23 protein-coding genes are annotated in these 21,373 nt (G+C 42.7%); 10 read left to right on the top strand and 13 right to left on the bottom strand.

What is annotated here, in order from left to right; all coding sequences use genetic code 11:
* Nucleotides 1-14: 14 nt before the first annotated feature.
* A complete protein-coding gene (leuD, locus tag NE535_RS05730; RefSeq protein WP_261297712.1) occupies nucleotides 15-620 on the top strand; it encodes a 3-isopropylmalate dehydratase small subunit in 606 nt (201 codons plus the stop codon).
* 454 nt (nucleotides 621-1,074) lie between these two features.
* Complete coding sequence (locus tag NE535_RS05725) at nucleotides 1,075-1,530, top strand: Lrp/AsnC family transcriptional regulator (protein ID WP_261297711.1); 456 nt, start codon at nucleotides 1,075-1,077, stop codon at nucleotides 1,528-1,530.
* A 141-nt stretch (nucleotides 1,531-1,671) separates the two neighbouring features.
* Here NE535_RS05725 and NE535_RS05720 read toward each other — a convergent pair whose 3' ends face one another.
* Together NE535_RS05720 and NE535_RS05715 are read right to left on the bottom strand one after the other, a co-directional pair.
* On the bottom strand, nucleotides 1,672-2,340 hold the full coding sequence (locus tag NE535_RS05720) for a DUF2959 domain-containing protein (protein WP_261297710.1): 669 nt from the start codon (nucleotides 2,338-2,340) through the stop codon (nucleotides 1,672-1,674).
* Nucleotides 2,341-2,361: 21 nt separating this feature from the next.
* Nucleotides 2,362-2,586: a hypothetical protein gene (locus NE535_RS05715; protein WP_261297709.1), complete on the bottom strand. Its 225-nt coding sequence runs from the start codon at nucleotides 2,584-2,586 to the stop codon at nucleotides 2,362-2,364.
* A 103-nt stretch (nucleotides 2,587-2,689) separates the two neighbouring features.
* Here NE535_RS05715 and NE535_RS05710 point away from each other — a divergent pair, with 103 nt between their 5' ends.
* From NE535_RS05710 to NE535_RS05675, 8 genes are all read left to right on the top strand, one after another.
* Nucleotides 2,690-3,718 (top strand): virulence factor BrkB family protein, encoded by a 1,029-nt coding sequence (locus NE535_RS05710; RefSeq protein WP_261297708.1) that lies wholly within the window; start codon nucleotides 2,690-2,692, stop codon nucleotides 3,716-3,718.
* Nucleotides 3,719-3,723: 5 nt separating this feature from the next.
* Nucleotides 3,724-4,647 (top strand): alpha/beta fold hydrolase, encoded by a 924-nt coding sequence (locus NE535_RS05705; protein ID WP_261297707.1) that lies wholly within the window; start codon nucleotides 3,724-3,726, stop codon nucleotides 4,645-4,647.
* Nucleotides 4,648-4,655: 8 nt separating this feature from the next.
* Nucleotides 4,656-5,225, top strand: a complete 570-nt coding sequence (locus NE535_RS05700; RefSeq protein ID WP_261297706.1) for a hypothetical protein — start codon at nucleotides 4,656-4,658, stop codon at nucleotides 5,223-5,225.
* Between the two features lie 7 nt (nucleotides 5,226-5,232).
* Nucleotides 5,233-5,670 carry a D-aminoacyl-tRNA deacylase gene (gene dtd, locus NE535_RS05695; RefSeq protein WP_261297705.1) on the top strand — a complete coding sequence of 146 codons (438 nt, stop codon included), beginning with the start codon at nucleotides 5,233-5,235 and terminating at the stop codon, nucleotides 5,668-5,670.
* A gap of 2 nt (nucleotides 5,671-5,672) precedes the next feature.
* Nucleotides 5,673-6,182 carry a thioesterase domain-containing protein gene (locus NE535_RS05690; protein ID WP_261297704.1) on the top strand — a complete coding sequence of 170 codons (510 nt, stop codon included), beginning with the start codon at nucleotides 5,673-5,675 and terminating at the stop codon, nucleotides 6,180-6,182.
* A 169-nt stretch (nucleotides 6,183-6,351) separates the two neighbouring features.
* Complete coding sequence (locus NE535_RS05685; RefSeq protein ID WP_261297703.1) at nucleotides 6,352-6,942, top strand: FMN-dependent NADH-azoreductase; 591 nt, start codon at nucleotides 6,352-6,354, stop codon at nucleotides 6,940-6,942.
* 479 nt (nucleotides 6,943-7,421) lie between these two features.
* Nucleotides 7,422-8,057, top strand: a complete 636-nt coding sequence (locus tag NE535_RS05680) for an SCO family protein (RefSeq protein WP_261297702.1) — start codon at nucleotides 7,422-7,424, stop codon at nucleotides 8,055-8,057.
* Nucleotides 8,050-9,552, top strand: coding sequence for a methyl-accepting chemotaxis protein (locus NE535_RS05675; RefSeq protein WP_261297701.1), 1,503 nt, complete (start codon nucleotides 8,050-8,052; stop codon nucleotides 9,550-9,552). The genes NE535_RS05680 and NE535_RS05675 overlap by 8 nt, the downstream gene beginning before the upstream one ends.
* A gap of 161 nt (nucleotides 9,553-9,713) precedes the next feature.
* Here the strand turns inward: NE535_RS05675 and NE535_RS05670 are convergent, their stop codons facing one another.
* The 11 genes from NE535_RS05670 to NE535_RS05620 all read right to left on the bottom strand — a co-directional run bounded on the left by NE535_RS05670 (nucleotide 9,714) and on the right by NE535_RS05620 (nucleotide 21,369).
* The gene (locus NE535_RS05670) at nucleotides 9,714-10,457 is read right to left on the bottom strand and encodes a hypothetical protein (protein WP_261297700.1); all 744 of its coding nucleotides are present in this window, start codon (nucleotides 10,455-10,457) and stop codon (nucleotides 9,714-9,716) included.
* A gap of 32 nt (nucleotides 10,458-10,489) precedes the next feature.
* Nucleotides 10,490-11,719: a beta-ketoacyl-ACP synthase gene (locus NE535_RS05665; protein WP_261297699.1), complete on the bottom strand. Its 1,230-nt coding sequence runs from the start codon at nucleotides 11,717-11,719 to the stop codon at nucleotides 10,490-10,492.
* Nucleotides 11,716-12,441: a 3-ketoacyl-ACP reductase FabG2 gene (locus NE535_RS05660; RefSeq protein ID WP_261297698.1), complete on the bottom strand. Its 726-nt coding sequence runs from the start codon at nucleotides 12,439-12,441 to the stop codon at nucleotides 11,716-11,718. The genes NE535_RS05665 and NE535_RS05660 overlap by 4 nt, the downstream gene beginning before the upstream one ends.
* A gap of 17 nt (nucleotides 12,442-12,458) precedes the next feature.
* A complete protein-coding gene (locus tag NE535_RS05655) occupies nucleotides 12,459-12,941 on the bottom strand; it encodes a hotdog family protein (protein ID WP_261297697.1) in 483 nt (160 codons plus the stop codon).
* Complete coding sequence (locus tag NE535_RS05650; RefSeq protein WP_261297696.1) at nucleotides 12,938-14,146, bottom strand: beta-ketoacyl-[acyl-carrier-protein] synthase family protein; 1,209 nt, start codon at nucleotides 14,144-14,146, stop codon at nucleotides 12,938-12,940. Before NE535_RS05650 ends, NE535_RS05655 begins: the two co-directional genes overlap by 4 nt.
* 51 nt (nucleotides 14,147-14,197) lie before the next feature.
* Complete coding sequence (locus NE535_RS05645) at nucleotides 14,198-14,791, bottom strand: DUF3261 domain-containing protein (protein ID WP_261297695.1); 594 nt, start codon at nucleotides 14,789-14,791, stop codon at nucleotides 14,198-14,200.
* Between the two features lie 86 nt (nucleotides 14,792-14,877).
* On the bottom strand, nucleotides 14,878-16,137 hold the full coding sequence (locus NE535_RS05640) for an NAD(P)/FAD-dependent oxidoreductase (protein ID WP_261297694.1): 1,260 nt from the start codon (nucleotides 16,135-16,137) through the stop codon (nucleotides 14,878-14,880).
* Nucleotide 16,138: 1 nt separating this feature from the next.
* Nucleotides 16,139-18,517, bottom strand: a complete 2,379-nt coding sequence (locus NE535_RS05635; protein WP_261297693.1) for an MMPL family transporter — start codon at nucleotides 18,515-18,517, stop codon at nucleotides 16,139-16,141.
* Nucleotides 18,517-19,383, bottom strand: a complete 867-nt coding sequence (locus NE535_RS05630; protein ID WP_261297692.1) for a LolA family protein — start codon at nucleotides 19,381-19,383, stop codon at nucleotides 18,517-18,519. The genes NE535_RS05635 and NE535_RS05630 overlap by 1 nt, the downstream gene beginning before the upstream one ends.
* Nucleotides 19,376-19,804 (bottom strand): acyl-CoA thioesterase, encoded by a 429-nt coding sequence (locus NE535_RS05625; protein WP_261297691.1) that lies wholly within the window; start codon nucleotides 19,802-19,804, stop codon nucleotides 19,376-19,378. The genes NE535_RS05630 and NE535_RS05625 overlap by 8 nt, the downstream gene beginning before the upstream one ends.
* Nucleotides 19,804-21,369, bottom strand: coding sequence for an HAL/PAL/TAL family ammonia-lyase (locus NE535_RS05620; RefSeq protein ID WP_261297690.1), 1,566 nt, complete (start codon nucleotides 21,367-21,369; stop codon nucleotides 19,804-19,806). Before NE535_RS05620 ends, NE535_RS05625 begins: the two co-directional genes overlap by 1 nt.
* Nucleotides 21,370-21,373: the final 4 nt, after the last annotated feature.

The raw sequence follows: 21,373 nt of genomic DNA, 5'->3' as shown, positions 1-21,373 counted from the left end.
AAAAGGAAATAAACATGCAAGCATTTACTGCCCATACCGGTTTAGCCGTGACCATAGATAGTGCCAATATTGATACCGATCAGATCATTCCAAAACAGTTCTTGTCCAAAGTGACACGTGACGGTTTTGGTGTGCATTTGTTTCATGATTGGCGCTATTTAGATGATGCAGGTGATCAACCTAATCCTGAGTTTGTATTAAATCAGCCGCGTTATAAAGGTGCATCTATTTTATTGGCTCAAGAAAACTTTGGTTGCGGATCAAGTCGTGAACATGCTCCGTGGGCATTAGCCGATTTTGGCTTACGGGTCATTATTGCCCCTACCTTCGCAGATATTTTTTATGGTAATGCTATTAATAATGGCCTATTACCAGTGAAGTTAGCTGCTGAGCAAGTGCAACAATTAATGGATGAAGTGGCGGCTAAAGAAGGCGCGGAAATTACCGTTGATTTGCAAGCTTTAAAAGTTACCTCACCTTCAGGCGCGGTGTTCAGTTTTAACCTTGTTGAGTCAGCACGCCATAAGTTACTTAATGGACTTGATGCGATAGGCTTGACCTTGTCGTTTGAGCAAAGCATTACGGATTACGAAGCGAAAATTCCCGCTTGGTACGTTTAAGTTGCCGTTTAGTCGATTAAACTTTAAAAACCTTCTGTACTAGAAGGTTTTTTATTTTTAGTTCCGTTTTAAAGGCTGTAACCTTTGGCTTTGGCTTTGGCTTTGGTGGCGTGGGGATTAGCCGTCAATTCAAATGCTTTTTTATAAAAAATAACTTTAAACCAGCTAGAAGCCCATAGTGTCTCAATTTAATGCATCTTGTTGGATGGGGGAGACATCATCCTCAATCATGCACAACAATTTACAGCGCGTGAGGTGTTTGTCACTTATCCTTAATGGGGTGAGCATGACACATTTGCAGTCTATGAGATTTATCAATAAGGTGCTTGATATAGGTTATTTTCCTGTCATTTAAATGAAACTAATGCCGCTTAATTGTAAGAGAATCATGCTATTTTTTTATGCTTTATAGCGCATGTGAATAATCAGAATTGGAGTAACAATAGGCTAACTGATGGATAAAAAAGATTTAAAATTATTAGATATTTTGCAAAAACAAGGCCGTATTTCCATTGCTGATCTCGCAGACAAAATGAACATGTCTGATACACCCTGTTTACGCAGGGTTAAAAAGCTTGAGCAGGATAAGGTGATAACTGGGTATCAAGCACAGTTAGATCCGCAAAAGCTGGATCTGAATGTGAGTGCTTTTTTGTATATTCGCCTCAACGATTGCTCAAGCAGTTTTACCGACATATTTGAGCAAGAGATGATCAAACTAGAGCATATTATGGAGTGTGTGGTGGTGTCTGGTGAGTATGATTATATGCTAAAAATCGTTGCTACTGACTTACTCAGTTTAGAGCGTTTGGTGAAACAGAATATCAGTAATTTAGATAATGTCGCGCAAGTGAGCTCTACGGTGGTATTAAAACCCGTATTTAGCCGTACGACGTTACCATTAGAATAACCTTCTACAATATTCAAAGATGCGGCTAAAAAATATCAGCAATCATTTTCTGATGGCTGAGCCGTATTGTTTTCACGCACAAAAAAGCCGCCATGTTATTTAAGATATCAGGCGGCTTTTTGTACTGGGTGAGCGTTGACGTTAAGCGCCAGCTTCCATGGATGCAATGAATTTATTCGATTCAGCAATCGACTTATTCATTTCTTTTATTAAGCTGGATATGTCGGTTTGTAAGTTGCTAAATTCCCCTTTAATGGCACCAATAGCCTGCGCATTAAGGTTATGTTTTAGGTACAACATATTGTCTTTCATCGCGGTTAAAATCGGCGGCATTTTGGCTTCAGCGCGACGCATGCTTTTAACTAAAGACTGGTAAGAGCGTTGAGTTTCTTTTAACTTTGTTGTGCTATTACGACGTAAACTGGCTTTGCTAATTTCATCGATTTCAGACTGCCATTCTTCAAATAAGGCTTCAGCCACATCTTCTACTTTGTTAATGCGATTGCTGACATCATCAGCTGCTGATTGCGCTGACTCGTATTCATCTTTAGCTTTGTTGAAGGCCTTCTCTAAATCGCCACCATCAAATGCCAGTAATGCCTGCATTTCTTCTAATGCTGAGCTAAATTGTTGCTGGGCTTCTTCCTGTGACTCTTTAGCGTCTTGAACTCGGTCAACCATGATGTCGCGTTTGTGATAACCCACTTTTTCCATTGCACCATAATAGGCACTTTGGCATCCGCTTAACGATAACGTGCTGATAGCAAGAGTGGCAGCAAGGCCAATTTTAATAAAATTAAATGTATTCATTTTGTGAGTCTCATTTAAGTGTTAAGCGGGAGATTTAAATTTTGCCGCGTCGATAATGCTCCATAGGTGAAAAATAGCACCAATGATGGGAGGGATAATTAACACCCAAAAGAAATAGCACACGCCAACAATACAAAAGAAAGCGATAGCGGCCAAAATACGACCTTGTAATAATTGCCCAAGACCTGGGAAAAATAAGCTAGCGACAGCGGCTAATACGTTGCCAGCCGATCCTTGTTGCGACATAAATTCGTTCCTTTGGTTTATATTTGATTTGTTATAACATTGTACGAAGTTGAAATGTGATTACAATGAATATCTTACCTATCGTTTGTGAATAAGGATTTTTATGGCCAGTCGTAGCATTATGCCATCCCTCAAAGGTTTTTTTGTTGGGACTTGGAAGTTCTTATTACATTTAAAGCAACGGCTTAACGAAGACCAAATCAATATACGTGCTGGGCACTTAACCTATGTCACCTTATTATCATTAGTCCCTATGGTTGCCGTGACCATGTCTATGTTGTCTGCTTTTCCTGTGTTTAAAGGGATTAGAGGGCACATTGAAAGCTTCATTTATGAAAACTTTCTACCCGCAGCTGGGGACACAGTGCAGGTGTATATCAATGAGTTTGTCAGTAATGCTTCAAAGGGTACGTTTGTTGGTATTGTGGCTTTGGTATTTGTGGCGATTATGCTGATTTCCGCTATTGATAAAGCGCTAAATAGTATCTGGCGTGTGACTGAAAAGCGCTCTTATGTGGTGTCGTTTTCGATGTACTGGATGGTGCTAACCTTAGGTCCTGTACTTATAGGCGCAAGTATTTTGGCGTCGTCTTATGTGTTGTCGTTACAACTACTAACAGATACTGAGCTATCAGGCATATTACCCTGGATAATGTCGCGTTTGCCTATGATGTTTTCGGTAGCGTCAATTTTGTTGTTATATATGATTGTACCGAATAAAAAAGTGCGCTTTTGGCATGCGCTATTAGGTGCAATCGTAGCGGCTTTGTTATTTGAAGCGGGTAAAAGAGGTTTTGCTTTTTATGTCACCCAGTTCCCTAGTTATGAAGCGATTTACGGTGCCTTAGCTGTCATTCCCATTTTATTTGTATGGGTATATTTATCTTGGGTGATTGTACTTTTAGGTGCGGTCATCACGGCTTCGTTACCAGAATATTTAGATCAACATGTTGCCGAACTATTGCATAAAATTAGAATGGAAGCTGGACATGATACGCCGCAAAAACCACCTTTAGGAACCATAGTGACACAAGCGGATCATGAAGCCCCACAGCAAGCGCCGACAGCTGAGGCTGTCGTCTCTGCTGAGCCAGTAAAAGATCAAGTTAAGCCTATTGAGTCGCTATCTTGAGTTTAATGTTTATCCGTCATGTTATGGTAGAGGTTGCTAATGGCATTGCGTTGTCAGTGTCGCAATACGGGCGAGTAGGGGCCAAACCTGTGTTGTATTTACATGGCGGGCCAGGTGCAGGTTGCCATGCCAGTGATGTGACATTATTTGAACATCTCGACTTACATATTTTTTTTATTGACCAAAGAGGCTGTGGCCGCTCACTGGGTGCTGATCTTGCCGATAATACCTTGCCAGAATTAGTCGAAGATATTGAACGCGTAAGACAATACTTTGCGATTGAACAATGGGCGATTGTCGGCGGCTCATATGGCGCCACTTTAGGATGGTTATACAGTGGGCTGTACCCTAACAGGGTTAGTGAACAGGTTTATTGGGGAATGTTCTTAGCCAATGAGGCTGCTTGTGATTGGTTGTATGGTCCTAAAGGTGCGGCGGTGTTTTTTCCTGACGATTACCATGACTTTCAACTCGCTGCAAAGACTGGTGCTATTTTATCTGAGCCTATGTCTACTGAAGATATATTACTTGGATACTCGCAGCGCTTTAACGCAGATAACCCACATCGGCAGCTAGCGGCATCATCCTGGAATCAATGGGAACAAAAGCTCGCTTCACCGAATCAAATTACCCTAGTGGATTCGTCTTCAGCATCGGTTACCTTGGCCGTAATTGAGCACCATCATGCCATACATCATTACTTTTCAGCCGCTGATTTATTTCAACAGATTAACGGTAAAATTATTGCTAAAACCCATTTGATTCAAGGTGAGTTAGATTGGGTGTGTCCAGCTCATCTACTGCATGATTTTTTACAGCAATCGCAACATCATCATCTTATGGTTGAGGAAGTTAAATCGGGATATCACAGTTTAAATGATGCTAAGATGTTAATCCGCGTAATGCAAAGTATAGCGAATATAAGTTAAGGAAAAAAATGAGAAAATTATTACTGTTAAGTGGTTTGTTAGTGCTTTCAGCTTGTAGTGCAACCGGAACAGAAACCAAGCCTGCGGTAGATAATGCCGTCCCTAGCACGGTCGATATGTCAGCTATGACCAATGAGCAAGCAGCCGAAACATTATATACTTCATTGATTAAAGCTAACTATTTGGTCACCAAAGTCGGGCCTTCTCGTGTGGCGGTGCAGTTGGGTGACCATCAATTTGTGTTGCAACCTAGCATGAATGCTGACGGAATTGACCGTATTTTAGCCAATCGTTTTTATGCGGTTCATCCTCAGTTACAGGGCAGTAAAGAATTGTTAGTGATGATTGGTCAACTCAATCAAAAGTTAAATTTTGCGAAGTTTTTCATTCGTGAAAATGGCGCCGTTATTCAGGTACAAAGCAGTGCGACTTTCGTGAATGTGATGAGCCTTGAAGAAATTCGTCGTTTCTTAATTTGGACCGATGAAGGCTTACGTCAGGTAGGCACTTCTATGCCTGAGGGTACAGAAAACCTGATTAAAGCGATACCGGTTATGCAACATCCTCAAGGGGTTTAGTGTCAAGATGATCGGCTTAATACAACGTGTTAAACAGGCAAAAGTGACCGTGGCGGATGAAACAACGGGTGAAATCAATCAAGGGCTATTGGTTTTACTCGGTGTAGAACGTGAAGATGACATCGAAAAAATGCAAAAGTTAGCCAATAAAATCATTAAATATCGTGTGTTTAGTGATAATGATGGCAAGATGAACCTCAATGTGTCGCAGGTAGGTGGCAAATTATTGGTGGTATCACAGTTCACTTTAGCCGCCGATACGGGGAGAGGATTGCGCCCAAGCTTTTCAGGTGCAGCCACACCTGAGCAAGCCAATACCTTGTATGAAGCCTTTGTGGCTTATTGTCGTGAACTTGGTGTCGAAACCCAAACCGGACGTTTTGGCGCGGATATGCAAGTGTCATTAATTAATGATGGCCCAGTAACATTTAATCTGCAGGTCTAACCATGAAAATGCATCAAGTGCTAATTGACCAACTTGTTGCGACCTGGCATCAAACCATTCCACTTAGTCAGTTTATGCAAGTTAATGTGGTATCGTTTGCCGTAAAAAACGATACCAATATTAATGCTTCAACCCCATCTTTGGATGCGGTATTCATCCCACATCAATTGATAACGACCGCACCACTATCACCCAATATTAACCTGCATAACACCATGTTTGCTGGGAGTATTTACACCCTAATGACATTAACGGGATGGGGAATGGTGTGGTTACAGCAAAAACTTGCGGCGGTTAACGGTGATATTGTGTTGGCTGATGCGCAAATAAAATATCATGCCCCAGTGCGTACTCAACCGACTGCAAAAGTCATCTGGCCCGATGTGGCATTGACGCCACTATTGCAGGGGCGGCGTGTTAAAGCCGAGTTGACAGTTGAGCTATGGTGCGATGAGCTGCTATGTGCCAGCTTCAAAGGCTTATACGTGTCGTTACCTGTGCAAGTTAAATAATCTCAGCCTGAGGTAAAGTGATTTTATATTCGATTTTATCGAATCTTTGTGTCGATTTATTCCACTATTATTCCATTTATTAGTAGGTAAACTGTGTTCATGCCATTAAATCCGCTATTAAATGTGGTTGGGCAATGCTGATAACGTTTTACCAAGCTAAGGAATAATTATGAAAAAAGTATTAATGTTGAAATCGAGTATTTTAGGCGAACATTCACAATCATCAGCATTGTTAGATGATCTGGCGATGTTATGGAAAGACAAAGGGGCACAGATCACGACGCGTGATTTAGCTGCTGACCCTATTCCCTTACTCGATGGCGAATTAGCCAATGGTTTACGCGGTGGAGATGGGCTAAATGATCGTCAAAAGGCTGCATTATCCCTATCAGATAAACTTGTTGCTGAGCTAAAAGAAAACGACACGATTGTGCTAGCTGCGCCTATGTACAACTTTATGATCCCAACTCAGCTAAAAGCCTGGATTGATTTTATTGCACGTGCAGGGGTAACTTTTACCTATACAGATAAAGGTCCAGAAGGGTTATTAAACGGTAAAAAAGCTGTCATTGTAACTTCTCGTGGCGGAATGCATAAAGATGCGGGTAGCGATCACTTAGTGCCTTATTTAACCACCGTATTGGCTTTTATTGGCATCAAAGATGTTGAAGTGATTTACGCTGAAGGCTTAAATATGGGGCCAGACTATGCAGCAACCGCGATGGCAAATGCTAAACAAGCTTTGGGTCAACTGGCATAGTCACTTGTTCTCATCTTGAGTTTACGTCCAAGTATTAACACTTATCAAAGCGCTTTTTTTAATAAGCTGTCTTGGGTTAGTTTACCTTTGATGGCGTTGGTGCACGAATGGCTTTTTTAACAAAATGACCCGTTTGATTTGGCACAACAATATATGATTTATGAGTAAAAATTTGTTCAATGTTTTATTGGGCGCAGCAGTCACCCCCTTTAATTAATTACTTTAGCTTATTAATGCCTACCTTTGACTATAATCGAAGGTAGGCGTTTTTTTGCGTAATTAATTACCTTAGTTTGCGGTAATTAATCCATATTAAACAGTTTGCTCCATATAACGGTGTTGCACGTACTTACAATAAGTCAGTCACTGGTGTTTATCAGCATAGATTACAATTTAAACAGTAATTATATGAATGTTATTGTTTTCATCTCTTAATTCTAGTCGAAGTTAAATATGTTCGGCAGTAGTAGGTGAGCTAGATGCAAAAAAGGCAAATGTTGTGGGCCGCAGGGTTCATATTAACTGCGGTATTTTTAGTCCCTTTATTGATGGTTATCTCACAACAAATCTCAAAAGGGAGTGGTGAAGCTCAGTACGGCATCAATGGTGAAAAACTCATGCCGCTTTCATTTGAATGGCAAGATGTGACGGCTAACTTACAGACATTTCCAGCTAATAGACCGCAGTTTACTTATTTATTTGCAGGTTTTTTATCCTGTTCAGAAATTTGCCCGATACGAATACAACAACTACATCAACTTGAAAGTACCATCTTAAAAGGTAGTGATTTCAACAACATAGATATCGCGTTTATGTTTATTACTATAGATCCTGAAAATGACACCCTTGCAATTCGCCAACAGGTTATTGATGAGCGCTCGCCAAGATTTAAAAGTGCTATGCTTGAGGAGTCTGAGCTTTTAAGTTTGTCACGGCATTTATCTGAGAATATTCAATCTTATTCACCTTCAAATAATCATGTCGGTAACCTATATTTAATCAATCCAAATGGCTTCGTGGCACGTATATATACAGCTAGACAACTTTCGACAGACAAGATGTTGGCCGAATTAAAACACTACATCGAATCGAGCAAAGGTAATAACAATGACTGATAAACAAGCGACTAATTTACTGTTAAAGAAAGATGCCTATATTTATCGACTCTTATTGCTGCAAGTGCCGTTATTAATTGTCAGCGGGTTCTTTGGGGCGCAGATGCTGACCTTTGCAACCGTATCCGCAGTTGCTCTGGCCTTACTAGTACAAGCTAGTTATAGCGTACTCAAAGGGACGCCCTTATTTGGTATTGTTGCCGCCGTGTTGATGATGACGGTATCGGCAATTTTAGTACAAAGCCAAATGGGCATGATTGAAATGCATTTTCATATCTTTGCGACTATGGGTATTTTTCTGATTTATCAACGTTGGCAACCTTTGTTGGCCTCGTTATTAACCGTTGCGGTACATCATGTATTGTTTACCTATATTCAGCTATCTGGTGGCAGCCTATTCGACACGCCAATTATGATTTTTGCGGGTGAGTGTTCATGGGGCATTATGCTAGTTCATGCCTTATTTGCTGCTGCAGAAACCTTAATTCTTATCCAAATGTCACTCTTTATGCGCGCAGACTCATCGGCAAACCTACGCATAGCCAACGCCATTCAACATATCTCGGCAAACAAAGATTTGTCGATAAGACTGGCTCCAGCTGACTCCCAGGCTGAAGGTGCATTCAATTTAATGTTAGAGGAATTAAGTCAGCTTTTTAGTGATTATCGGGATATTGCCACTAAGATGGGCAGTACCTCAGATCAACTCTTAACGCTAAGCGAGCATACACAAGAAGCGATGACACACCAGCAACATCAAGCGCAGTCGATATCGCAAACTGCCCAGAATGTGATTCAGTATTTTCAGCAGGTTACTGAAAATAGTCAGCAATCTGCGCTGCAAGCGCAATCGGCAGCCTCTTCTAGCATGCAAGATAGGCAAAGTGCTTTGTCGATCATGAAAGATATGCAGCTATTGGAAACCAACACCGCCGAAGTGACAACGTCATTAACTGATTTAACCAAAGATGTGTCTGCAATTACCACACTATTACAGGCTATTCGAAGTATCTCAGAGCAAACCAACTTACTGGCATTGAATGCCGCCATTGAGGCCGCAAGAGCGGGTGAAAGTGGTCGAGGTTTTGCTGTTGTGGCGGATGAAGTTCGTGCATTAGCGCAACGTACCAGCCAGTCAACGGATGAAATAGAAAAAGTACTTAGTCGCTTAAATCACAGTATGTTAAAAACGGTTGAGTCGATGGATGAAGGTAAGCAACGCACCACTAAAAATGTAGAGCACACCAACACCATTGCGTCAGGATTAGAGGAGCGCAATGGTCAAATTGAACTGGTGGCGAGTTTAAGCCGAAACGTTGCTGATGAAACCGAGCAACAAGGTACCCAATTGAACCATATCGGCAGTGAAATGAATGACAACATTAATACTGTCACTCTGTTGTCAGAGCAAATCACTAAACTGGCCATAGGCGTAAATGAAATGAAGCAGATAACCCAAGAGTATCAAACTAAAGCCGCTACTTATCAGGTGTAATATCGATTAAGTAGGCAGGTTAAGTCAGTTAAATGGGGGCAACAGTATTTTACATGGTTAATTACGCTGCTTATTGTCCAAGCTGACGTTGAATAATAACATGCGCCCGCTAAAAATTTAGCGGGCGCATTTTTATGGTATCAGTGGCAATTAATCACAGTTTAATAATACGTTTTGATATATTTGGTGGCGTATTTTCGCAGTTTTTTCTCTGGTGCGGTTTCTGCAATGTTGACGATTACAGGTTTAAACTTTTCATTAGCCGATGATGCTAACGCTTTGGCTATCCATGCATAAGTATCTATCGATAATTTGTCATGTTTGAGTAAATCTAAACTGGTGAGTTGGTTGGCTAATTTTTCTAGTAGAAATTCGTCATAAACACGTTTATCAGCAATGTGTTTGGCTGCCATTCGTTTGAGCTCTAAATCACTGCTTGCTAATGCATTAGCGAGTACGTTTAACTGTTGCGGTTGTTTGGCATCATATTGGCTTTTGTCATTGAGAATTGGGTTCCAAATGGCAAATTTGTCAAGATTGTCCAGTCCTTCTTGGGCGTATTTACGCAGTTTTTTATGGTAATCCCCATTTACAATGGCTTGCAGGCTAGCGCGATATTTTTCATTGCCAGAATAGCCTAATCCTTTGGCTAACCATGAAGAGTATTCTATAGGATGTTTTTGGGTTGCAAGGGGTAAACTGGCGTTGAGTTTGGCTTCAACAATATCAAATAAACTGGGGTCATTGAGACCGGATAGAACCAGAGATTCAACCGCTGACTGTTGTTTAAATTGATTATCACCTTGAAAAATTTGTTGATAATCTTCCAGAGTATAATCGTTGGCAAACGCAAAGGGGGCCAGTAGGCAGCTTGAAATTAACAGGCTTAATGCAATTTTCTTCATTTCATATCCTTATGGGGTGGTTAGCTAGCGAATTAATACCAGCGTTTAAAAATTAATGAGGTATTAATGCCGCCAAATGCGAAGTTATTACTCATTACATAATCTGTTTCCAGCGTTCTGATGTCACCACAAATATAATCTAATGGGGCGCATTCAGGGTCTAATTCGGTGAGATTCAACGTCGGCGCAAACCAATTTTCATTCATCATTTGAATACTGGTCCAAGCCTCTAATGCACCACAGGCTCCGAGTGTATGGCCGGTGTAACTTTTTAGTGATGAAATTGGCATCTTGCTGCCAAAAACGGCATGGGTTGCGGTGGTTTCAGCAATGTCCCCCCTGTCTGTTGCGGTGCCGTGTGCATTCACATAGCCAATGTCATCGGCATGCAGTTGAGCATCTTTTAGGGCTAAGCGAATAGCAATTTCCATTGTTTGTGCATTGGGTTGGGTAACATGTAAACCATCCGAATTTGTGCCAAACCCGACCAACTCGGCATAGATTTTAGCGCCACGTGCTTTGGCGTGCTCTAACTCTTCCAGTATTAAGGTACAGGCACCTTCACCTATGACTAAGCCATCACGATGTTTATCAAATGGGCTTGGTGTTAAGGCGGGCGTGTCATTTTGAGTGCTGGTGGCAAATAAGGTGTCAAATACCACCGCTTCCGTTGGGCAAAGCTCTTCTCCTCCACCGGCTAACATTACCGTTTGATGACCATATTTTATCGCTTCATAGGCATAACCAATACCTTGACTGGCTGAGGTACAAGCACTACTTGTGGTATGAATTCGGCCTTTAAGGCCAAAAAACACCCCGATATTTACCGCTGTGGTATGTGCCATCATGCGGATATAACTTGTAGCTGTAAGGCCTGTCATACTGCCTGTTTTTAGCATATCGCCAAAGCCCATGATGGGATCTGTGCTGCCTGTAGATGAGCCATAAGCAACGCCAGTGTCACCTGAAGTCAAAATAGGATGCTCTAATAGGTTTGCATCCTCTAACGCTAATTCACTGGCGCGAGTGGCCATTAGGGACACGCGACCCATTGAGCGAATTTTTTTACGAGAATAATGACTAGGTACCACAAAGTCTGTAACTGGTGCGGCTAGACGCGTATTCAAGTCTGGGTACCGGTCCCATTCATCCATCCGAACAACGCAGTTTTTTTGTGCCAACAGGCTGGCTTTAATGCTTTGCCAGTTATGGCCTAAGGCTGAAATTCCACCAATCCCTGTTACCACCACTCTGCGGCTCATATCATACCCCCATTAACAGAAATCACCTGACGAGTAATATAAGCGGCGTCGTCTGACAGTAAAAATAGTGCTAGGCCTGCAATTTCAGAGGGCTTACCCATACGTTTCATCGGCACGATTTGATCGACCATTTCTTTGGGGAAGTCATTGACCATGTCAGTTTCAATTAGGCCGGGTGCGATACAATTTACGGTGATTTTTCGCTTTGCTAATTCTAAAGATAAAGCCTTGGTTGCACCAATAACCCCTGCTTTAGAGGCGCTGTAATTCACCTGTCCGCGGTTACCTGCGATACCCGAAACTGATGCTAGAGTAATAATGCGACCGCCTTTGCGGCTTTGTACCATGGGCATTACCGTTGGATGGATCACGTTATAAAACCCATCTAAGTTAGTATGAATGACGCTATCCCATTCCTGTTCAGTCATCGCTGGAAAGGCTGTATCGCGGGTAATTCCGGCATTTAAAATCACGCCATAATAGGCGCCATGTTCAGCTATATCTTGTTCAATAGCTTGCTTAACACCAGCGCGATCGGCAACATCAAATTGCAATAAGCTGACATTAATACCACATGCGACTAATTCTGCCTGGGTGTCAGTAGCGGCTTGAAGATTGCTGTGAAAATGCAAGGCAATATCATAGCCAGCAGCGGCAAGCTTAAGGGCAATGGCTTTACCTATACCACGGCTTGATCCCGTGATTAAAACTCTTTTATTCAATGTGGTTCTCCAAAACGTTAAGCGCTATGACTGTTGGTGACGTACGCTAGGCTATCGACAGGTTGAAAGACATTCACGTTGGCTTGGGCCATTAATGTATCTTGATGAAATATCTGACAATCAAATACTGCTAAGCCAGACTCTTCTTGATATAAACGCGTCACTTGAGTGCGATAGGTTTGGCCTAAGGCAAAAAGGTGTTGATGCATTTGCAGTTTACGGCTGCCCAATAAAAAACCCACTTTAATAGGCTGTCCTTGCAGTATTGCCTCAACCCCAGCGAGAGCTGCAATGCTTTGAGCCATATATTCAATGCCAACGTAATTGGGCACCCCTTGCAGTATTTCGTCAAAGTAAGCACTTTGCGGGCTAATTTGCGTTTGGGTGATCAAACTATCTGGCTGATGACTGACAATGTGGTCAATCAAAATCATAGGGGCGCGGTGCGGGATAAAATCGCTGATAGGACGTGCCAATAAGTCAGGTGTCGCGATTGTCATGAACTCTGGCCCTGTAAAGTTTGTCTAGCAAAAATAACACTGGCATTACTGCCGCCAAATGCAAATGAATTACTCATTACATAATCCAGTCTTTTGGCAGTTTGCCCCTGAGTCACTAAAGGTAGGCTGGGATCATTAGGATCAACTTGTCCATCCCATAATTGTGGTGGCAAGGCTTGATGAATATTGAGTTCACTTAATATTAAATAACAAAATGCCGCTTCAATCGCCCCTGCAGCACCAAGTAGGTGACCAACCAAAGGTTTGGTGGAGCTGCAAGGCGGGATCGTATCCTTAAAGAGTGTCGCTACTGCGCGCGATTCCATCGCATCATTTTTAGGGGTCGCGGTACCGTGCAGATTAATATAATCGATGTCGTTTATGCTGATATTGGCATCTGCAAGCGCTTGCTGCATTGCCGTAATGGCTCCGCTGCCCTGCGGGTGGGGCGCTGAAACATGATGAGCATCGGCGGATTCGCCTACGCCAACAAGCAGGACTTGCGCAGGTGTTTTTTCAAGGGTAAAAAGCACAGCGCCTTCACCGATATTTATGCCATCTCGATTAACACTGAATGGATTACATTGTCCTGCAGAGACAGATTCTAATGCGCTGAACCCGTTTAAAGTGAGTTGGCACAAGCTGTCTGCTCCGCCCACAATAACCATATCGCAAAGGTTGGCTTGTAATAAACGTTTGGCTGCCGCAAAAACTTTCGCGCTGGAAGAGCAGGCGGTTGAAATGGTGTAACAGGGGCCTTCAAGTTCAAATAGTTTTTGTAAATAAAAACTGGTGCTGCCTAATTCCTGTTGCGAATAATGATAATCAGGCGGAAAACAGCCATGTTCAGCACGATACCTTAATGCCGTTTCGCCCTTTGAAATACCTGAAGTACTTGAGCCTAAAATCACCCCTATTCGCTGGGCACCGTAACGCTGCTTTGCACTTTGTACCTGATCCTTAATTTGCATGGCGGCGGTATGAAGTAATCGGTTGTTACGACAGGCAAACTCTTGTAAATGTTCTGGAATACTCAGCAGATCATTGTTGTTTACCACGCCAACTAATGTCGATTTATCAAATAATAAATCGTCACGCCATTGCATTGCGCTGGTATCGCCCTGCAATAATCTGGTTAACACGGACTCTGCGCTATTTCCTAGCGGAGTACACAATCCTATGTGTGTGATGCCTATACCTGTCATGTTGTTATCTTCAGCGTTGTTTATATCTATTGGCGATTTAATTAGGGGCGTTTATTGTAACGCTTGAATCATAATCTGCACATCGGCTTGTATGATGTGAATATCGATGGCCGCTTGCCATGGCACAATTTGGCTATACTCGGCGTTCAACACTACGTCATTATTATCTGCGGTGAGTTGACGGCATAATACCAACTGACAAGGATGCTGCTGCCAGCTACCCGCCGATAAATGTTGATTGATCACATCGGTTGGCCAGTACACTAACTGCAAAATGGCCATTAGGTATTCTGCTTTAAAATCCTTTCCGAGCAAATTGCTTTGCTGACTAATTAAGCGATGACCATCGTAGACAATTGTGAACAGTGGTTGACCCAAAGGAGCTAAACCTACCAGTGTCATGGTGTTTTTATCTATCTGTAATTCAGTTATTAATTGATGTGTTTGACCATCATGGCTAAATTGCACCGTTTGGCTATGTGCGCCCTGTTCAACTTGCTCGTTTATCGGCGCTAAGCAATAGCTCAGCGCTTCAGACAAGGCGACACAGGTTTGTCGCTGAAATTGCTGGCTGCAACCGCTTAGCAACAATGCACATAGCAGTAATCCGCACAATAGTGGTAAGCGGTAATGAGTCTTTATCATCAATTTGTTATTCAATCTTCGGTTGATATCGGGGGTTATAGAACCCTGATCCAATGACATTTAGCTTGGCACATCAGTGATACCAATTATGCAGCGGTTTCGCGACATAAGGCAACGATAGTATTTAAGCGTCGCTCAGATTCAGCCACAAACGGATTGCTAGCGTCCCAAGCATAGCCAGCTAAAATTGAACAGATCATCTGTTTGATTTTGGGGTTGCCATGCTGGTAAAAAATCACGTCTTGGAAGCGGCCGTCATACCAAGCTTGAACATAGGTTCTAAAAGTATTCACCCCTTTCATCAAAGGTTCTGCATAGTCCTGCTGCCAATCTACTGCTTCACCATCTAACTGTTTTAATAAGCTTTCAACGGCCATAGCGGCAGACTGCATTGCAATGGTCACGCCTGAAGAAAATACTGGGTCCAAAAATTCACCGGCATTACCAAGGAGGGCAAATTTGGTAGTAGCAAGTGTGCTGACATTGGCGGAATAGCCTTTTAAAGTGGCGCACTCCTGAACAATGTTAGCATTCGCCAGTAAACGTTTCAGGCCGGGCTCTTCATTCACAATAGCGAATAATTGCTGTTCTAAAGTGCCTTGAAGATGTTGCAGTAAATGCGGTTCACCGACCACACCAATAGAACAACGATTATTGCTGAATGGGATCAACCAGTACCAGATATCTTTATGATGTGGGTGCACACTGATCAGGATTTTGTTTCGGTCGAATGTGGGATCATCAATATTATCTTCAATATGGGTAAAGATGGCGCTGCGTGAAGGTAAATTTGAGGGTTTTTCAAGATTCAGTAAACGCGGTAAAACGCGACCAAAGCCACTGGCATCTAAAATAAATTTGGCATTAACCTGATAGGCGGCGCCATTATCATCGGTAACCTGTAATACGGGATCAGCATGCAAATCGACTTGCGTCACCGTATGACCGTAATGAATATTTACGCCTTGTTTTACGGCTGTATCTGCCAGAATTTTATCAAATTGTCCGCGCTGGACTTGAAATGTCGTGCCAGGACCTGCTGTAAATTTGTCGGTAAAGTTGAAAGTGGTGTATTGATCCTGATAACGAAATGCCGCCCCGTTTTTAAACTGGAATCCAGCATCTTTAACCGCATCTATCATTCCTGCTTGTTCGATAAATTGCATGCAACAAGGCAATAAGCTTTCACCAATCGAAAATCGTGGGAAATACTGCTTTTCTAACACTAACACTTTTTTACCTTGCTGATGTAGCAGGCTGGCCGCAATAGCACCAGAAGGGCCCGCGCCAATAATGGCAACATCAACGTCCAAGTTGTTGATTGAGTTTAACGATTCGCTGTGCATGTTAACGCATTTTCCTTGTTATCAATGTCATAAAGGGGGCAAGTAAAAAGGCATAGCCGATCCCAAGTAATAGGGTTAAGCCAAAAAAATGGATGGCGTTGGTTTGGCTAAAGGCTAATAAACCAAAGGCAAGTAACGTTGAGCAAGCCGACATAAATATCGCCATCATCACACCTTGGCTAGTGTGTTTCGCTTCGGCAAAAAACAAGCTGTAGTCTATGCCAATCCCTAGCACTAATATGAGAGCCAGTGCATGAAATAGGCTAAAAGGGGAGCCCAAAAGCCCTAAACTGCTTAATGTTAAAATGATCGCCAGTGTTGGTACTCCGATAACGGCCAAAGCTAATTTAATCGGGTATTTGATACAAAATATGATACAAGCAATGACCAACACGCCCAATAGCAGCAGCATGGTAAATTGGCGATATTGGCCCATTAAATTGGAAATGTCGCCCACTTTATCTACCAGTTTAACCTTGGCATCGCTAAGCTGGGTGTGATTAATGCGCGTTGTTAATTCATCTAGTTTGTTGATTCCGGTTAATAGCACTATAGCCCCAACGCTTCCTTTGTTAGTTGGCGTCAGCCATAAGTCTTTTAATGCGCTGTCACCAAATGCGAGTAACGCATTTGGGGTTAAATTGGCGGGTTGCGCTTCTAAGTAAGCCGTCAATAGTGACTGATTTAATAAGCCTGTATCATCATTTAATCCTAACTGATCAATAATATGGGGTAAGTTTTGCTGATAAATCAGTCCTTGTAATTGATAGTTTTGTTGTTGCTGTGAAAAGCTTGGTAGTAGAGTCGCTATGCTAAAGAAATGATTTAGCTCACCTTGGTTAACAGCCAAGTCTAAAGTGGGTGTCAGTTGATGCAAAGCTTCTAAAAGAGAGGTTTCATTTTCAGCACTGACTAAAATAAACTGATTATCTGTGCCGCCACTAAGCCAATGTCTGAGTTGGTTTTCTTCATCAGTGATCTGCTGTGGACTTTGTTGTAAATAGCGTATGTCATCGTTATGTTGTAACTGTAAAAGCCCAGCAAAACACACTAATCCTATGATACAAAACACCACTCGATTGATGACAGGTTTAGCGGATATCTTTATCACTAAATGTAAATAATATTGTGCCCAGTTTAAGGCATTTGAAGGCTTTAAGGGCTTGTTTGCCAGCAGTGGAAATGCCAACACTAAGGTAATGTAAGCGCCGAATAACCCTGAGGCACAAAATACCGCCACTTGTTGCATGCCAGGAAACGGCGTAAAGCCAATACCGATAAAGGCCAGCGAGCTAGTGGCTAATGCAAGCGTCATCGCAGGCAGAATATTGTCGATGACCTGTTGGGCATTTTGTTGTGGCTGGCTGAGTTTCTCACAGTAAAAATGAAAACTGTAATCGATGGCAATACCAATAAGGCTGGTGCCGAACACTAGCGTAAGTAGATGTAATTCATTGAATAAACTTAGCGTGGTGACTAACGCAAACACCAATCCACTCGATAAAGTGAGTAAGGCTAAATGCAGTGGCATTAGAGTGCGAAATCCAAGCCAGACCAGGATCACCACGCCAATAAGCGATAAACCGCCAATAAAGGTAATTTCCTGCTTGGCAGATGCGGTAGCCGCTTGAGCGTGGAACAGTGCACCTGCTTTTAAAATTTGCACATCTGCTCCGGCAACGGCAGCAAAGGCATGATTGAGGGCTGCTAACTGTTGCTGCTGTGCATTGGGATTAAATGCACTTTGTGCCCCTTTAGCGATAACAATTGCGGCGGTCTGATTCGCTTGCTGATTAAATAAAATACCCTGTTCCTGACTTAGTGACGATGAGGCTGTTAAGGCCAGCATGTTATCGCTAAACAGCAGTAAAGGGTCCTGACTTATCAACTGGCTATTGGCGAAGCCAAATGCACTGTAAAGTTGTTGCTGCGCTTTAGCAATTAACCCATCGAGTTGCCTAGTGGTAAGTGCATGTTGCTGGTCTGCAGTGAGTAGTTTAAAGCGATGGTCAAAATACCATTTACCTAAAGCATTGATATCGCTATCACTGGCGCTGGTTACCTGGCTAAAGGCTTGTTGAGGGTCGTGTTTAAGCTGGTGAATCAGTGTTTTTGCTGCGTTAATCGCGGTCTGTTTTTGCGAAGACACAATAGCAATATAAACCTGATTCGCTAAACGATTCTCCACTTGTTGAAGTGCGTTATGGGTTAATTCATCCTGTTGTAAATGTGGCAGCATTGCCAATATGTCACTTTGAACTTTTGCACCTGATTGCCATAAATTTACGCCATACACCACTACACTGCTAAATAGCAGGCACCATATAGCAAAACGCCATTTGGCTGTAAAAAGGTGAGTTTTTACTGGTTTGACACTCATTATTGCGTTGTCACAGGGCTGGTTTTTTCTGTGGTTGTAGGCGGTGCGGGGGTGACATTGACCATATCGAACCAGGCGGCATTTTCTACGTTTAATGGCAGATGATTAACCTGGTTGAATTGAATGTCGGTGATATCGAGACGATCAGCTTGCTGAGCCGAAGCTTGATTTAACATCACAATACGATTGATTTGCTGTTGACCTTGAATGATGAGTTTACCTAACGCTTGTTGTAAACGTGGGTCTTTTGCGAGCAAACCTAAGGTCCATAATTCGGTGCTATTGGCATCGGATGCAAGATAAAACATCGAAAAATCATCTTGTAATGCCATTAAATCACCGCTGAGTAAATGTTGCATTAACAGTGGGATTTGCTGCATCAGCGGATTAGCTGATTGTGCATTTTTGGCGGTAGAGTGCGAAATATTACCATTGCCATCTATGGTGGTTAGCTGTTGCTTGTGCATTACCATGGTGGTGACAAAAGGGGCTTGTTGATGCCAAACCATACCTAAATTGGGATTAAATGCAAACGTCCCATGGCTGCTCAATGGTCTTTTTAATACTGCTAAATGACGGGTTTGTTCAAACAAGCCTTGGGTATTTTCGTGTGTTAAAGACACCTGATTAGCCAGTTGCTGTAAATCTTGTTCACTGGCGGGACTATCAAATACACTTGCTAAATCAGCGGGGGGAGTCAAAAGTACATCCTTTGGCTTTTGCTCGGTTTGCGCATAAGTCATGTCAGCAGCCTGTGATGGCGTAAATTGGGTAATCAATAGCAACAAAAACACGGCAATTAGGCCACATTGCATAATAACAATGAGTTTGTTAATCCAGCGTACCACTCGCTTTGGCTTATTCATTAGCGCTTAGCCAGGGCTTGATTTTGTCTTGAAAGACGTCAGGGGTGATGAAGCACAGTTCTTCGGTAGTCATATCAACGGCCGCTTGAATAGTATATCCCTTAGTAATGCGTTGCCCTGTGTGGGTATCAATAATTTGATAATTGATTTTTAAGCGATTTTCCCACTCAATAATAGCGGCTTTAACGGTAATGAGTTGATCAAAACTGCTGCTTTTAACATATTTAACCTGTAGGTCTACTACTGGCCAGGCAAACCCTGACGCTTGCATTTGACGGTAGTTATAATCAAGTTTATCTAATAGCTTACAACGCGCCACTTCAAAGTAGCGCAGGTAATTACCGTGCCAAGTGATGCCCATAGAATCCACATCGTGGAAAGGGATCACCATGTCCATTTCAATACTGAGTATGCCTTTCATTAGCAGACCTCCCATTCACCTTGTTGTATTTTAGCGACGGTTTGACGCAGTACTGCTTCTAATGGGCGATCTTCAACAAGTAACTCAAAGTCTTCACTGACCTGCGCAAGGGTTTTTGCTAGTGAAGGCGTTAGGCTATTAATGTCTAACTCATTCTGACTAATGCGTAATTGGATCCCCTGACTCATGGCCAATAATGCCGCGGCCGCAACCTGTTCCGTAAGCTGCAATATGCGCATACAATCACGGGCTGCAATAGTGCCCATACTCACTTTGTCTTGGTTATGACACTCTGTTGATCGAGAAAACACACTTGCAGGCATGGTGTTTTTTAGGGCTTCAGCGGTCCAGGCCGATACGCCAATTTGTACGGCTTTAAAACCATGATTGATGGCGCGACGTTCGCCGGTAGCCGCCGACAGATTAGCCGGCAAGCCGTTGTTAAATTTGGTGTCCATCACCAATGCCATCTGGCGATCAATTAAATCGGCAATATTGGCAATAGTGTTTTTCATCGAGTCCATCACAAAGGCAATATGACCACCATAAAAATGGCCGCCGTGCAGAATATGTTCGCCTTCGGCATCAACAATTGGGTTATCGTTGGCGCTGTTTAACTCAGTTTCAATAAACTGACGCATAAAAGGTAATGCATCTTGCAGTACCCCAATGATATGCGGTGCGCAGCGAATAGAATAACGGTCTTGCAGGCGGTCTGAGTTTCGTGGATGAGTATGATGGTTTAAATCTTCGCGTATCCAGCTGGCAACCTGACTTTGACCTGGGTGTGGTTTAGCGGCAAACAGAATTTCATCAAAATGGTTTGAGTTACCTTTTAATGTTAATGAAGCCATTGCCGTAATACGGCTAGATAAACGTGATAAATATTGAGCGCGATCATATGCCAAGCAGGCTAAAGCGGTCATCACTGCAGTGCCGTTCATTAAGGCTAAACCTTCTTTGGGGCGAAGTTTTAGCGGGGTTATCCCCAAAGCCTGATAAACCACGCTTGTCGGTTGGCGTTGGCCTTGATACACCACATCTCGCTCACCAATTAATACTGCAGCAAGATAAGATAATGGCGTTAAATCACCGCTAGCACCGACAGAGCCTTCTTCTGGGATGACTGGAGTAATATCATTATTCAGTAACCACTCGATACGTTGCAGTAAAGCATAACTAACACCTGATTTTCCTACAGCCAATGAATTCAAGCGACATGCCATCACAGCACGAGCTTGAACAGGGCTAAATACATCACCTAAGCCACAACCATGAAAACGGGATAAGTGCAGCGGTAATTCGTGCACCAATTCTAAGCTGACATTGACAGTGCAAGAGTCGCCATAACCTGTGGTAACACCGTAAACCACACCTTCTTCATGCAATAGGCTATCAATAAAGTGGGCGCCTTTCTCAATGTAGTGTTGATATTCGGGGTTGTCATTCAATTTGACCTTAGCCCCTTTCGCAATGGCAACCACTTGCTCAATAGTGAGTTGGCCTTGATAAAAATCCACATGACCTAAATGAATAGTGGCTGGCTGCGAAATCGAGTGCGTCATCGAG

Source organism: Shewanella holmiensis (assembly GCF_025370255.1).
GTDB lineage: Bacteria > Pseudomonadota > Gammaproteobacteria > Enterobacterales > Shewanellaceae > Shewanella > Shewanella holmiensis.
This window is presented reverse-complemented; position numbering and strand designations above follow the sequence as displayed.